Below are 12,998 nucleotides of genomic sequence, written 5' to 3' on the forward strand. Positions count from 1 at the left end.
GTCTGTAGGTGCGAACTGGTTAAAATCGGGTTCACCCCGAAACTCCTGCGATTCCGGCGGCTGGCAGATAATGCGTGGCGAGAATCCACAGCCCTCCGGTCGAGATCGCGACGCCGTAAGGCACCGCCAGCCGGTCGCGCCGGCGGCGCATCACGTGCCACGCGCCGAGCACGACCGTCAGCACGCCGCCGGCCAGCGCCATCACGATCAGCAATTGCAGGAACGGTGCAGGGGCGATCCACAGCGCCAGCGCGGTCAGCAGCTTGACGTCGCCGCCGCCCATCATGCGCAGCGCGAACAGCAGGGCCAGCACGGCGAATGCGGCGAGCGCGACACCGAGCTGGATCGCCACCCCGGGCCACAGCGACACGCCGCTCGCCCACCAGAACAGCGGTGCGCCGAGCGCGATCGCGGCATTGAGCCAGTTGTCGATCTGGCGCCGGCGAAGATCGGTAAACGCTGCGATAACCAGCGCGATTGCCAAGGCTACGAGCAGCCCGTAGTGGAAATAGCCTTCCGGCATCGAAACCCCCGATGGTCCCCCCTCAGGATCTGGTGCTACAGGGTATCGCTTACCAAAGAGTAACCACCCGCAGGAGGGCGGCATTAGCCAAGCGGACCAGACCGAAACGGATCAGGCGGCAGGGCTGCGCGCCGCGATGGATCGGCGCGCGATTCCGGCGCACGCCGTCGAGAGCCGCTGGATGGCGCCCGACCAGCACGCGATCCGCCGGATCGACTGGCCCGCGCCAGGCGGCGCAGCGCGCGGCTCGATCCTGTTCCTCCCCGGCCGCGGCGACAACTACGAGAAATACCTCGAGACGCTCGAGCAGTGGCATCGCGCCGGCTGGCGCGTGACGGCGTCGGACTGGCGCGGGCAAGCCGGTTCGGGGCGGCTGGGCAACGATGCCGTGACCGGGCACGTCGACGATTTCTCGCGCTGGGTCGACGATCTCGCGCATCTGTGGCGGGCCTGGACCGCCGATACGCCCGGGCCGCATATCCTGATGGGCCATTCGATGGGCGGGCATCTGGTGCTGCGCGCGGTGGCCGAGCAGCGGGTCGATCCCGATGCCGTCGTGCTCTCGGCCCCGATGCTCGGGTTCTACGGCGGTGTTCTGCCGGTCAGCTGGATGCATCGCCTCGCGGCGGTGATGAAGCGTTTCGGCGATCCGGCGCGCCCGGCGTGGAAGTGGAGCGAGAAGCCGGGCGAAGTCCCGGCGGCGCGGGCCGACCTCCTGACGCACGATCGCGACCGCTATCAGGACGAACTGTGGTGGCGCGACGCGCGGCCGGAGCTCGTGATGGGGCCGGGAAGCTGGGGTTGGGTCGAACGCGCCTACGAATCGATGCGCTCGCTCTATCGGCCCGGCGTACTCGACTCGGTTCGTACCCCCGTCCTCCTGCTCGCCGCCTCGAACGACAGGCTGGTCGGCATGGCCGCGATCGAGGCCGCGGCGCGGCGTTTGCCTGAGGGCGAACTGGTGACTTTCGGCAAGGAAGCGCGGCACGAGATCCTGCGCGAGGTAGACGAGGTACGCGATCGCGCGATGGCGGCCATCGCCGAATTCCTCGACCGCGTCGCGCCCGGGCGCGGGTAACCCGGCCTTGGCGGATCGGTTCGACATCGCGATCGTCGGCGCGGGCATGGCCGGCGCGAGCCTCGGCGCCGAGCTCGCCCCGCACGCCCGGGTGGTCGTGCTCGAGGCCGAGGATCGCCCCGGATACCACGCGACGGGTCGCTCGGCGGCATTCTGGGAGGAATGCTACGGCGGACCGGAGATCGTGCCGCTGACCCTCGCGTCGGGCCCCTATCTGCGCGAGCGCGGGGTTCTCTCGCCGCGCGGGGCGCTCTACATCGGGCGCGACAGCGAAGCGGACGTTCTCGACGCCTTCATCGAACGCTTTTCGGCGAGCGGCGCGACGCTCGAGCGGTTTGGGCGCGAGGCGCTCGAACGGCAGGTGCCCGGAATAAGAGCGGCGTGGACGGGTGCTGTGTGGGAGCGGGCCTGCGCCGATATCGACGTCGCCGGATTGCATGCGCAGTACCTCGGCGCGTTCGCGAAGGCGGGCGGACGACTGGAAACGCGCGCGCGGGCGATGCGAATCGAACGGATGACGGACGGCTGGGCGATCGGCACTGCCCACTGCGGCCGGATCGAGGCAGATATCCTGGTCGATGCCGCCGGAGCCTGGGCCGACGACGTCGCCGCGCTCGCGGGAATGCGCCCGCTCGGGATCACGCCGCTGCGGCGCACGGTGGCCCAGTTGCGCGTCGATCCACCGCCGCCCGACGATCTGCCGCTCGTGCTCGACATCTCGGGCGCGTTCTATTTCAAGCCGGAGAGCGGGCGCCTGTGGCTGAGCCCGCACGACGAGGTGCCCTCGAAGCCATGCGACGCGGCGCCCGAGGAACTCGCGGTGGCCGAGGCGATCGACCGGTTGCAGCACGTGGTGGACTGGCGGGTCGAGGCGGTCGAGCACAAATGGGCCGGTCTGCGCAGTTTCGCGCCCGATCGTCGCCCGGTCTATGGTTTCGATCCGGCGGACGATGCGTTCTTCTGGTTCGCGGGGCAGGGCGGGTTCGGCATCCAGACTGCACCCGCGGCCGCTCGGCTGGGCGCCCAGTTGCTGCTCGGGCTGGAGCGGGATGCGATGACCCGGGGTCTCGACGAAGCGCTCTATTCGCCCGCCCGCTTCGGCTGACGGCGATCAGCGCGCCGCTTCGCGCGCGATCCGGTCCGCTTCGTCGCTCGCCAGGCGGTCGACACGCTCGTTCTCGGGATGGCCGGCGTGCCCCTTGACCCAGCGCCACGTCATCTCGTGATTGCCCGCGACCTCGATCAGTTCGTGCCACAGGTCGGCATTGCGCACCGGCTTCTTGCTCGCGTTGATCCAGCCGCGCTTCTGCCAGCCCGCGACCCACTTGGTCATGCCGTCGAGCACGTACTTGCTGTCCGAATAGAGCGTCACCCGGCAGGGTTCGGTCAGCGCCTGGAGGCCGCGGATCGCCGCAGTCAGTTCCATGCGGTTGTTGGTCGTGTCGCTTTCTGCGCCCGCCAGTTCCTTTTCGTGCCGCCCCAGTCGCAGCAACGCCGCCCAGCCACCCGGACCGGGATTGCCCTTGCACGCGCCATCGGTGAAAATCTCGACCTGCTTCATGGCTTAAGCCGTTGCCCCTTCAGCCGCGCGATGCAAAGGCCCTGTCCCCCGCCTCGGCGTAGAATTCCAGCCGCCTGGCGAAATCCATCGGATCCTTGCGCGTTACCAGCGCATCTTCGGGCGTGTCGATCCAATCGAAGGCGCGTGTCGAAATGAAACGCATCGCCGCGCCGCGCGCCAGCAACGGCAACGCCGCGCGCTCGTCGGCAGACAGCGGGCGCACCGCCTCGTAGCCGGAAACCAGCGCGGCGCCGATGTCGGCGCGAAAGCCGCGACCGTCGGGGCCGAAACACCAGGCGGCATGGGTCACCGCAAGATCGTAGGCGGCGAAATCGCGGCAGGCGAAGTAGAAGTCGATCAGCCCGCCGACGCGGTCGCCCATCATCAACACGTTGTCGGGGAAGAGATCGGCGTGGATCACCGTTGCCGGCAGGTCCGCCGGCCATTCGGCCAGCAACTCGGGCATATGCCGGTCGACGAGGGCCGGCAGGGCGGTGTCGATCCGCGCGAGATTCTCCCCGCAGCGGTCGAACAGAGCCCGCCAGTCAGACGGCCGCAAATCGTTCTCGCGGGTGCCGGGGTAATCGGCCGACGCGAGGTGCAGCCGGGCCAGCGCGCCGCCCACGGCTCGCGCCTGCGCCGGCGTCGGCCGGTCGACCGAAACGCCGGGGAGGAATTCGATCAGCGCCACCGCCTTGCCGTCCACCGTGCGCCACGCCTGCCCGTCGCTGTCGTGGATCGTGCGCGGCACCGGGCAATCGGCGGCGGAAAGATGATCGAGCAACCCGAGGAAGAACGGCAGGTCCGCCAGCTCGATGCGCCGCTCGTACATCGTCAGGATGAAACGGGCGCGCTCGGTCTCGATCAGCCAGTTGCTGTTCGACACGCCTTCCGCGATGCCCTTGGCCGAAACCAGCGCGCCGACATCGTAGTGCGCGATCAGCGCGGCGAGATCCTCCGCCCCGAGATGGGTGTAGACCGCCATGCGCGGCTCAGGCCATCAGTTGGCGGGGCAGCTTGAAGACCATCTTCTCCTCGGCGCTGACGAGCGTGTGCTCTTCCACCACGCGCCATTCGGACAGCCGGTCGACCACTTCGCGCACCAGCTTCTCCGGGGCGGAGGCGCCCGCGGTGAGGCCGATCGTGCCGACGCCGTCGAGCCATTCGGGCTGGATGTCGCTCGCGCGCTGGATCAGCCGGGCGTCGGTGCCGCAGCGTTCGGCCACCTCGACCAGTCGCAGCGAGTTCGAACTGTTCGGCGCGCCGATCACCAGCACCAGGTCGCTGCCCGGCGCGATCTGCTTGACCGCCGCCTGCCGGTTCGAGGTGGCGTAGCAGATATCCTCCGCCTTCGGGCCGACGATATGGGGATACTTGGCCTGCAAGGCGGCGACGATGGCGCGCGTGTCGTCCACCGACAGCGTCGTCTGGGTCAGGAAGGCGAGCGGAGCGTCCGGCGTGAAGGCCAGCCCGGCGACATCCTCGACCGTTTCGACGAGCGTCATCGCGCCTTCGGGCACCTGACCCATCGTGCCGATCACTTCCGGGTGGCCCCGATGGCCGACGAACACGATATGGCGCTCGGCCTCGATCTGGCGTTCGGCCTGGCGATGGACCTTGCTCACCAGCGGGCAGGTCGCGTCGAGATAGTCGAGCCCGCGCCGTTCCGCTTCGGCCGGGACGGACTTGGGCACGCCATGCGCGCTGAACACCACCGGCGCGCCGTCGGGCACCGAATCGAGCTCCTCCACGAACACCGCGCCCTTGGCCTTCAGGCTATCGACCACGTAGCGGTTGTGGACGATCTCGTGCCGCACGTAGACCGGCGGGCCGTAGCGATCGAGCGCGCGCTCGACGATCTCGATCGCGCGGTCGACCCCGGCGCAGAAGCCCCGTGGCGCGGCGATCAGGAGCGTCAGCGCGGGGCGCGCATCGTCGCGCACCGGAGTTTGCAAGGGGGCATTCATATCCGCGCCTCTAGCGCTTTGCCGCGCGCGCCGCTAGGGCGGCCTCACATGGAATTCGAAGGAAGCCTTGCATGATCCCGAGCCGCCGTCTTTTCGCTTCGATCGCCTTGGCCGCCGCGGTGGCGGGCTGTGCGGGCGAAGGCGATCTCGTCATCAGCGAGGGCGTCGGCATCACGGCGGTGAGAACCACGTGCCCGGCGGTCGGCGTCCCCGACTATACCGGCGACATGACGACGTTCCGCACGCCGGGCGACCGCACCGCGGCCAATATCGACGTGACCGCGGCGATCACGAATGTCCGTTCGACCTGCGACGAAACCGGCGAGCGCATCTACAGCCAGGCGACCTTCGACGTGCTTGCCCGTCGCACCGACGCCAGCGCGGCGCGCCGGGTCGAACTGCCCTATTTCGCCACCGTCCTGCGCGCCGGCACTGCGGTGCAATCCAAGCGGGTCGGCACGATCGTGATCGACTTCGCCGCGGGCGAGGAGCGCGCGCAAGGCAGCGGCACCGCCGGAGCGTTCGTGGATCGCGGCGCGGCCACGCTGCCGGACGACATTCGCGAACAGATCACCCGCCGGCGCCGTGCCGGCGATCCCGACGCCGCGCTGGATCCGCTCGCCGATCCGCAAGTGCGCGCGGCGCTGGATCGGGCAAACTTCGAGCTGCTGATCGGCTTCCAGCTGACCGAGGACCAGCTGGCCTACAACGCCACGCGCTGACCCCGCGCTGCCTGCCGGGCGCTTGCGCTTTGGCGCATTTCGTCTAACCGCGCGGGCCATGTCGGACAGAAAGACCCTCCACGCCGCCTTCGCGGCGAAAGTCGATGCCGTGCTCGGCGCGCTCGAAGCCGAAGGCGCGCTGCCCGCGGGGGTTTCGCGCGCGAACGTCGCGGTGGAGCCGCCGCGCGATGCCAGCCACGGCGATCTCGCCACCAATGCCGCGATGGTGCTCGCCAAGCAGGCCGCGACCAATCCCCGCGCGCTGGCGGAGAAGATCGTCGAGCACCTGCGCCGCGATCCCGCTATCGAAGGCGCCGAGATCGCCGGGCCGGGCTTCATCAACCTGCGGCTCGCCGACGCGGCGTGGCGCGAGGAACTGGCCGCGATCGCCGAGCTGGGTACGGCATACGGCCGCTCCGCTGCGGGGGCGGACACGCGGGTGAACGTCGAATACGTGTCGGCCAATCCCACCGGCCCGATGCACATGGGCCATTGCCGCGGCGCGGTGGTCGGCGACGCGCTCGCCGCGCTGCTCGAATTCGCCGGGCATCCGGTGACGCGCGAATACTACGTCAACGATGCCGGCGGGCAGGTCGACGTGCTCGCCCGTTCCGCGCATCTGCGCTACCGCGAGGCGCTGGGCGAGGATGTCGGCGAAGTTCCCGAAGGGCTCTATCCGGGCGAGTACCTGAAGCCGGTCGGCGAAGCGCTCGCCGCCGAGCTGGGCGACACGTACCGCACCGCGCCCGAAAGCGATTGGTTGCCAGAGTTCCGCGCCCGAGCGGTGGCCGCGATGATGGATCTCATCAAGGCCGACCTCGCACTGCTCGGTATTCATCACGACGTTTTCGCGTCCGAAGCCGAACTCCAGCGCGTCGGAAAGCCCGAGCAGGCCGAGGCGTGGCTGCGCGAGCACGATCTTGTCTACGATGGCATGCTCGAAGCGCCCAAGGGCAAGACGCCCGAAGACTGGGAGCCGGTCGAGCTGCCGCTGTTCCGCTCGACGAAGTTCGGCGACGATCAGGATCGTCCGATCCGCAAGAGCGACGGCAACTGGACCTATTTCGGCGCCGATCTCGCCTATCACATGCAGAAGGCGGCCGATGCCGACGCGCTGATCGACATCTGGGGCGCCGACCACGCGGGGACGGTCAAGCGGATCAAGGCCGCGGTTGCCGCGCTCAGCGAGGGTGAAGGCAAGCCGATCCCGTTCGACGTCAAGCTGGTGCAGATGGTCCAGCTCCTGCGCGGCGGCGAGCCGGTGAAGATGTCCAAGCGCAGCGGCAATTTCGTGACGCTGGCGGACGTGGTGAACGAAGTCGGCAAGGATGTCGTCCGCTTCACGATGCTGACCCGCAAGCCCGAAGCGCAGATGGATTTCGACTTCGCCAAGGTGGTGGAGGCGTCGAAGGACAATCCAGTGTTCTACGTGCAGTATGCGCACGCCCGGATCAGCTCGACACTCCGCAAGGGTGCGGCGGAAGGCATGGCGCCCTCCGGCACTGCGCTGGCCCGCCTCGGCGAGGAGGAGCTTGCGCTCGTCAAGCAGGCGGCGCAGTTCCCGCGCGTGGTCGAGGCTGCGGCACAGGCGCGCGAACCGCATCGGATCGCCTTCTTCCTCTACGACCTCGCCGGAGCGTTCCACGCCTTCTGGAATCTCGGCAACGATGCGCCGGACAAGCGCTTCATCGTGGCACAGGACGGCGAATTGACCGGCGCGAGGCTTTTCCTCGCCGCACAGATCGGGCAGGTAGTGCGCAATGGGCTCGCCCTGCTCGGGGTCGAGGCCGTCGAGGAGATGTGACGATGATGGGGCGGCGCAAGGGGCACGACGGGGAAGAACCGACCGTGGACGAATGGAGCGAGGACGAGACGGTCGTCGAGACCGAGGAACTCGAACTTGCCGACGGCGAACGCCTCCCGTGGCTCGAATCCGCCGATTACGAGGAAGAACCGGGCGTCGATACCGGGCGCATCTTCGGTTTCGCGCTTCTCGGGCTGCTCGCGATCGGGGCGGTGCTGGGCGCGATCTGGTATTTCGGCAATCGGACCAGCGACCCCGAACTGGTGGCGGACGGCAGCACGATCGAAGCGCCTGAGGCCCCTTACAAGGAACGCCCGGAGAATCCCGGTGGCCGGATCGCCGCGGGAACCGGCGATGTCGCCCCGGTGGTGGGCGAGGGACGCACCCCAGAAGGAAGACTCGCGCAGACGGACGCGCCGACACCGTCGGAGACGGCAGCCGGATCGGACGAAGCGGGAGGCGTAGCCGTGCAGGTCGGCGCGTTCTCGAGCAGCGAAACCGCCGAGCGCGGCTGGGCGACGCTGACCCGCCAGACCGAGGCGCTGAACGGCGTGTCACACCGCGTCGTCGAGGGGCAGGCCGATATCGGAAAGGTGTTCCGGCTCCAGGCGATCGCCGGCGATGTCGCAGCGGCCCGGCAGCTGTGCAGCGCGCTGCAGGCCGACGGGGTCGCCTGCCAGGTCAAGCGCTGAACGCGGTTCCGCGCTATCCACACCGCAACCTCGCGCCGAGGTTGCGGCGAGGGACGATAACTGCGATTCTCCGCCGATGACGCCCGCTATTTTCGGACTGTCCGGCGCCGCGCTGACCGCCGAGGAGCGCGATTTCTTCCGCGAGGCGGATCCGGCGGGCTACATCCTGTTCGGCCGCAATTGCGAAACGCGGGAACAGGTGCGCGCCCTGACCGACGCCTTGCGCGAGATTCACGGGCGCGAACGGCTGTTCGTGTGCATCGATCAGGAAGGCGGGCGGGTGGCCCGGCTGCGTCCGCCGCAATGGGCGGCCTATCCCGCCGGCGCGGCGTTCGACGCGCTTTACCGCGTGGCCCCCGCGAGTGCGATCGAAGCGGCGCGCGTGAATGCCGAGGCGATGGCGCTCGAGCTGTCGGCAATGGGGATCACCGTCGACTGCCATCCGCCGCTCGACGTACGGCAGCCGGGGGCGCACGACGTGATTGGGGATCGCGCGCTCGGCAGCGAGCCGATGCAGGTCGCCGCGCTGGGGCGGGCGATCCTCGACGGTCTGGCGCGGGGCGGCGCCGCGGGCTGCATCAAGCACATGCCTGGGCATGGCCGTTCGAGCACCGACACGCACAAGGAAATGCCCACCGTCACCGCGAGCGAAGCCGAGCTCGAGACCGACCTCGCGCCGTTTCGCGCGCTCGCCGGTGCGCTGGTGGGGATGACTGGGCATCTGCTGTTCACCGCGTGGGACGCGGAGAACCCGGCCACGCTCTCGCGCACGGTCATCGAAGAGGTGATTCGCGGCCGGATCGGCTTCGACGGGCTGTTGCTGACCGACGATATCGACATGCAGGCGCTGTCGGGCTCGGTCCCGGAACGGTCCGAACGCGCGATCGCGGCGGGCTGCGATTTGGTGCTCAACTGCTGGGCGAGGATGGAGGATATGACAGGCATCGCCAGCCGCCTGCCCCCGCTGACCGAGCGCGGACATGAGCGTCTCGACCGCGCGCTCGCCGATACGCGTGTGGGCGAAGACGATCCGCGCGCGCACGATCTGCTGGCGAAGCGTGACGCGCTGCTGGCGATCGGGGAAGCGGCGGCGTGACCTCGGACGGCCAGCTCCTCGATCTCGCCACCGGCGATGACGGCGAGGACTGGACCGGCCCTGCCGCGGCCGGCGAGGGCGAGGACGATGCGCTCTATCTCGAGCTCGACGGGTGGGAAGGGCCGCTCGACCTGTTGCTCGATCTCGCGCGGCGGCAGAAGGTCGACTTGCGGCAGATTTCGATCCTCGCGCTGGTCGATCAGTATCTCGGCTATATCGAGCGCGCCGAGGCGCTGCGGCTCGAACTGGCGGCCGACTATCTCGTGATGGCGGCCTGGCTCGCCTACCTCAAGTCGGCCATGCTCCTGCCGCGCGACGAGCAGGAAGACCCGAGCCCGGAAGAACTGGCGTTGCGGCTGCAACTGCGGCTCCAGCGGCTGGGCGCGATGCGCGAGTCGGCCGCCCGGCTGATGGCGCGCGACCGGATCGGGCGCGACGTGTTCCTCCGCCCCGCGCCCGAAGGCCTGCGGATCGACCGCACCACGAAGTGGACCTGCGACTGGTACGCGCTCGTGCAAGGCTATGGCCGGGTCAAGGCGCGGACCGCACCGGCGATCCACATGGTGCGCGAACGGCCGGTGATGACGCTCGAATCGGCGCTCGGGCGGGTTTCGGCCATGCTCGGCGTCGCGCTCGACTGGATGGAACTGCGCGATTTCCTGCCCCCGCATGCCGAGCCGCGCCTGCGCCGTTCGGCGCTGGCGTCCAGCTTCGTCGCCGCGCTCGAACTCGCGCGCATGGGCAAGGCGGAGTTGGCGCAGAACGAGGTGTTCGGCCCACTGCGGCTGCGGCGGGTCGCGACATGAGCGAGCCTTCGGACGCTCTGGCGCGAGCGATCGAGGCGACGCTGTTCGCCTCGGAAGAGCCGATGACCGCCGAGTCGCTTGCCGCGCATCTCGGAGACGCTGGTCCGGCCGCGGTGCGCGATGGCCTGCGCGCGCTGGCGCAGCACTACGACCGGCGCGGCGTGCGGCTGGTCGAGCGCGCCAAGCGCTGGCATTTCGAGACCGCGCCGGATCTCGCGCACCTGCTGCGCCGCGAGCGCGAACAGGTCCGCAGGCTGAGCCGCGCCGCGACCGAAGTGCTGGCGATCGTCGCATATCACGAACCCGTCAGCCGCGCGGAAGTCGAATCGATCCGCGGGGTTCAGACATCCTCGGGCACGCTCGACGTATTGATGGAAGCGGGATGGGTACGCGTCGCCGGACGGCGCGAGGTACCGGGGCGCCCGGTGATCTACGCGACCACGCCCGAGTTCCTGCGCCATTTCGGCCTCGAGTCGCGCCGCGACCTGCCGGGGATCGACGAACTGCGCGCCGCGGGCCTGCTCGATCCGGTCGACGAAGCCTACGAAGCGCTTGCCGGTGGCGCAGCGGAGGCGGACAAGCCGGCCGGCGACGAAGAGCCGCTTCAGACCGGCTGATTGCGACGGTTCGCGGTGGCGCTCCCAGGCAGGAGCGCCTATATCGGCGCCAACGCAATCGGAAAGGTTTCCCATGTCGCTCGGCCCCTGGCAGCTCATCATCATCGCGCTCGTCGTGCTCGTGCTCTTCGGGCGCGGGCGCATTTCCGAGATGATGGGCGATTTCGGCAAAGGCATCAAAAGCTTCAAGGAAGGCATGAACGAAGAGGACGGCAGCGCGAGCAAGCCGTCCCCGCGCATCGAAGGCCCGGCGCACGAAGCGAAGCCGGCCTCCGAAGCGGCTGCCGATCCGAAGCCGGCGGATACGCGCGACAGCGCCCATTGATCGCGCCGGTCCGCGCCGCCTGATCCATGTTCGACGTCGGTGCCATCGAGCTGCTCATAATCGTGGTCGTGGCCGTGGTCGTGATCGGCCCGAAAGATATGCCGCTCGCGCTGCGCACAGCGGGGCGATGGATCGGCAAGATCCGGCGCGTGTCGAGCCACTTCCGCTCGGGGATCGACGCGATGATCCGCGAAGCCGAGATGGAAGAGATGGAGAAGAAGTGGCGCGAGCAGAACGCGCGCATCATGTCCAAGCACCCATCGGACGAGATGCAGCCGCTCGAGCAGGGCAAGGCGGCGGCGAAGCCTGGCGCACCGGACGCGGAGGATGGGCGCCCGGCCGCGGAACCGCCGATCGGCGAGGGCGAAAGCGAGCAACCGCCGCTCCCGCTCGACAAGCCACTCGACCAGTCGCGGGGCGAGTAGGGCGGCGGTCATGGCATTGAAACTGCGCGATCTGGACGAGACCCAGGCTCCGCTGCTCGATCACCTGATCGAGCTGCGCACCCGCCTGCTGCGCTGTATAGCCGCGCTTGCGGTGGCGTTCGCGGTGTGCCTCTATTTCGCCGACGACATCTTCGGTTTCCTGGTCAGGCCGTTGACCGAAGCCTTCCCGCAGGGGCAGGGCCGCCTGATCTATACCCAGCTCTACGAAGCGTTCTTCGTCGAGCTCAAGGTAGCGCTGTTCGCCGCGTTCTTCATCAGCTTCCCGGTGATCGCAAATCAGCTCTGGGCGTTCATCGCGCCCGGGCTCTATGCGCGCGAGAAGCGGGCTTTCCTGCCGTTCCTCATCGCCACGCCGGTGCTGTTCGTGGCCGGCGCGGCGCTGGCCTACTACGTCGTCATGCCCACCGCTTTTCGGTGGTTTCTCGGGTTCGAGGGCAACGTCGGCGGGCTCGACATCGAGGCGTTGCCGGGAACCGGGAATTACCTGTCGCTGGTGATGCAGTTCATCCTCGCGTTCGGGATCAGCTTCCTGCTGCCGGTGCTGCTGTTGCTGCTCAACCGCGCGGGAATCGTCACGCGGGCGCAACTCGCGTCGGCCCGTCGCTATGTGATCGTCGGGATCGTTACGCTGGCGGCGATCGTTACTCCGCCCGATCCGGGGTCACAGCTGATCCTGGCGATACCGCTGCTGCTGCTGTTCGAAGGATCGCTCGCCGTGATGCTCCTGTCGGAGCGCAAGGCGTCGGCGGACCTCGCAGACACGACAGAGAGCACGTCCGAAGATTGAACCGAGCGGAGCGGCCCGGCGCAATCCCGCTGGCCGCTAGGCGATTCGGGTGTGAAATCACCTAAAGAACAGCATTCATTCAACGCACATAAAAAAACGGGGCCGCGAGGCCCCGTTTTCTAATTCCGATTAGGGAACAGCGATCAGCCGGCGCTGACCGGCTCGTCGTCGTCACCGCCAACCGCGATCACGATGCCAGCGACGATCGCGGCAACCGCGAGAATTGCGAGGATGACGCCCGAACCATCGGAGTCACCGCCCAGTTCGCTTTCGCTGCTGATCGGGGCCACGGCACGCTCGGCGCTTGAAGCCGACTGAGCGATAGCCGGCGCTGCGGCCATCGAAATGGCAGCCGTCGCGGCAAGAAGATTACGGAACTTCATCGATACGTCTCCTCAGAGCTCTTATTCGTTCAAAACTCACTGCCCCACTAGGACAGACCGGGCGGGGTGGCAACCCCATAACGCAAAGCAATTCGCCCCAACATGTTACCGAATTGTAACACCTTTCGCCTGTATCGCGGCATCGTGGCGAACTGCCGAACCATTGCCTCGTGTTACCACGATACCGCGAT

General features: G+C 68.4%; 16 protein-coding genes. 11 read left to right on the top strand and 5 right to left on the bottom strand.

What is annotated here, in order from left to right; translation table 11 throughout:
- Window positions 1-31: 31 nt before the first annotated feature.
- Window positions 32-523: a prepilin peptidase gene (locus ACE3QC_RS13535; protein WP_374409106.1), complete on the bottom strand. Its 492-nt coding sequence runs from the start codon at window positions 521-523 to the stop codon at window positions 32-34.
- Between the two features lie 136 nt (window positions 524-659).
- Here ACE3QC_RS13535 and ACE3QC_RS13540 point away from each other — a divergent pair, with 136 nt between their 5' ends.
- Together ACE3QC_RS13540 and ACE3QC_RS13545 are read left to right on the top strand one after the other, a co-directional pair.
- Complete coding sequence (locus ACE3QC_RS13540; protein ID WP_374409108.1) at window positions 660-1,601, top strand: alpha/beta fold hydrolase; 942 nt, start codon at window positions 660-662, stop codon at window positions 1,599-1,601.
- A 7-nt stretch (window positions 1,602-1,608) separates the two neighbouring features.
- A complete protein-coding gene (locus tag ACE3QC_RS13545) occupies window positions 1,609-2,706 on the top strand; it encodes an NAD(P)/FAD-dependent oxidoreductase (protein WP_374409110.1) in 1,098 nt (365 codons plus the stop codon).
- A gap of 6 nt (window positions 2,707-2,712) precedes the next feature.
- On the opposite strand, the gene rnhA is transcribed toward ACE3QC_RS13545, so the two are convergent.
- The 3 genes from rnhA to ispH are packed head-to-tail and all read right to left on the bottom strand — an operon-like array spanning window position 2,713 to window position 5,129.
- Window positions 2,713-3,162 carry a ribonuclease HI gene (gene rnhA, locus ACE3QC_RS13550; protein WP_374409112.1) on the bottom strand — a complete coding sequence of 150 codons (450 nt, stop codon included), beginning with the start codon at window positions 3,160-3,162 and terminating at the stop codon, window positions 2,713-2,715.
- Between the two features lie 19 nt (window positions 3,163-3,181).
- A complete protein-coding gene (gene thrB / locus ACE3QC_RS13555; protein ID WP_374409114.1) occupies window positions 3,182-4,147 on the bottom strand; it encodes a homoserine kinase in 966 nt (321 codons plus the stop codon).
- A gap of 7 nt (window positions 4,148-4,154) precedes the next feature.
- Window positions 4,155-5,129, bottom strand: coding sequence for a 4-hydroxy-3-methylbut-2-enyl diphosphate reductase (ispH, locus tag ACE3QC_RS13560; RefSeq protein ID WP_374409115.1), 975 nt, complete (start codon window positions 5,127-5,129; stop codon window positions 4,155-4,157).
- Between the two features lie 71 nt (window positions 5,130-5,200).
- Between ispH and ACE3QC_RS13565 the strand changes: the two genes are divergently transcribed.
- The 9 genes from ACE3QC_RS13565 to tatC all read left to right on the top strand — a co-directional run bounded on the left by ACE3QC_RS13565 (window position 5,201) and on the right by tatC (window position 12,424).
- Window positions 5,201-5,851 (top strand): hypothetical protein, encoded by a 651-nt coding sequence (locus ACE3QC_RS13565; RefSeq protein ID WP_374409118.1) that lies wholly within the window; start codon window positions 5,201-5,203, stop codon window positions 5,849-5,851.
- Window positions 5,852-5,909: 58 nt separating this feature from the next.
- A complete protein-coding gene (gene argS, locus ACE3QC_RS13570; protein WP_374409120.1) occupies window positions 5,910-7,655 on the top strand; it encodes an arginine--tRNA ligase in 1,746 nt (581 codons plus the stop codon).
- 2 nt (window positions 7,656-7,657) lie between these two features.
- Window positions 7,658-8,347 carry an SPOR domain-containing protein gene (locus ACE3QC_RS13575; RefSeq protein ID WP_374409301.1) on the top strand — a complete coding sequence of 230 codons (690 nt, stop codon included), beginning with the start codon at window positions 7,658-7,660 and terminating at the stop codon, window positions 8,345-8,347.
- 76 nt (window positions 8,348-8,423) lie between these two features.
- On the top strand, window positions 8,424-9,443 hold the full coding sequence (nagZ, locus tag ACE3QC_RS13580) for a beta-N-acetylhexosaminidase (RefSeq protein WP_374409122.1): 1,020 nt from the start codon (window positions 8,424-8,426) through the stop codon (window positions 9,441-9,443).
- Window positions 9,440-10,249 carry a ScpA family protein gene (locus ACE3QC_RS13585; protein ID WP_374409124.1) on the top strand — a complete coding sequence of 270 codons (810 nt, stop codon included), beginning with the start codon at window positions 9,440-9,442 and terminating at the stop codon, window positions 10,247-10,249. Before nagZ ends, ACE3QC_RS13585 begins: the two co-directional genes overlap by 4 nt.
- Window positions 10,246-10,866 carry an SMC-Scp complex subunit ScpB gene (gene scpB, locus ACE3QC_RS13590; RefSeq protein ID WP_374409126.1) on the top strand — a complete coding sequence of 207 codons (621 nt, stop codon included), beginning with the start codon at window positions 10,246-10,248 and terminating at the stop codon, window positions 10,864-10,866. The genes ACE3QC_RS13585 and scpB overlap by 4 nt, the downstream gene beginning before the upstream one ends.
- A gap of 73 nt (window positions 10,867-10,939) precedes the next feature.
- On the top strand, window positions 10,940-11,191 hold the full coding sequence (gene tatA, locus ACE3QC_RS13595) for a twin-arginine translocase TatA/TatE family subunit (protein ID WP_374409128.1): 252 nt from the start codon (window positions 10,940-10,942) through the stop codon (window positions 11,189-11,191).
- Between the two features lie 26 nt (window positions 11,192-11,217).
- Entirely contained in the window at window positions 11,218-11,616 is a 399-nt protein-coding gene (tatB, locus tag ACE3QC_RS13600) for a Sec-independent protein translocase protein TatB (RefSeq protein WP_374409130.1), read from the top strand.
- A gap of 10 nt (window positions 11,617-11,626) precedes the next feature.
- Window positions 11,627-12,424, top strand: coding sequence for a twin-arginine translocase subunit TatC (gene tatC, locus ACE3QC_RS13605; protein ID WP_374409132.1), 798 nt, complete (start codon window positions 11,627-11,629; stop codon window positions 12,422-12,424).
- Window positions 12,425-12,567: 143 nt separating this feature from the next.
- On the opposite strand, the gene ACE3QC_RS13610 is transcribed toward tatC, so the two are convergent.
- The gene (locus ACE3QC_RS13610; protein WP_374409134.1) at window positions 12,568-12,807 is read right to left on the bottom strand and encodes a hypothetical protein; all 240 of its coding nucleotides are present in this window, start codon (window positions 12,805-12,807) and stop codon (window positions 12,568-12,570) included.
- Window positions 12,808-12,998: the final 191 nt, after the last annotated feature.

The organism is Pelagerythrobacter sp. (genome assembly GCF_041912895.1).
Classification (GTDB): domain Bacteria; phylum Pseudomonadota; class Alphaproteobacteria; order Sphingomonadales; family Sphingomonadaceae; genus Pelagerythrobacter.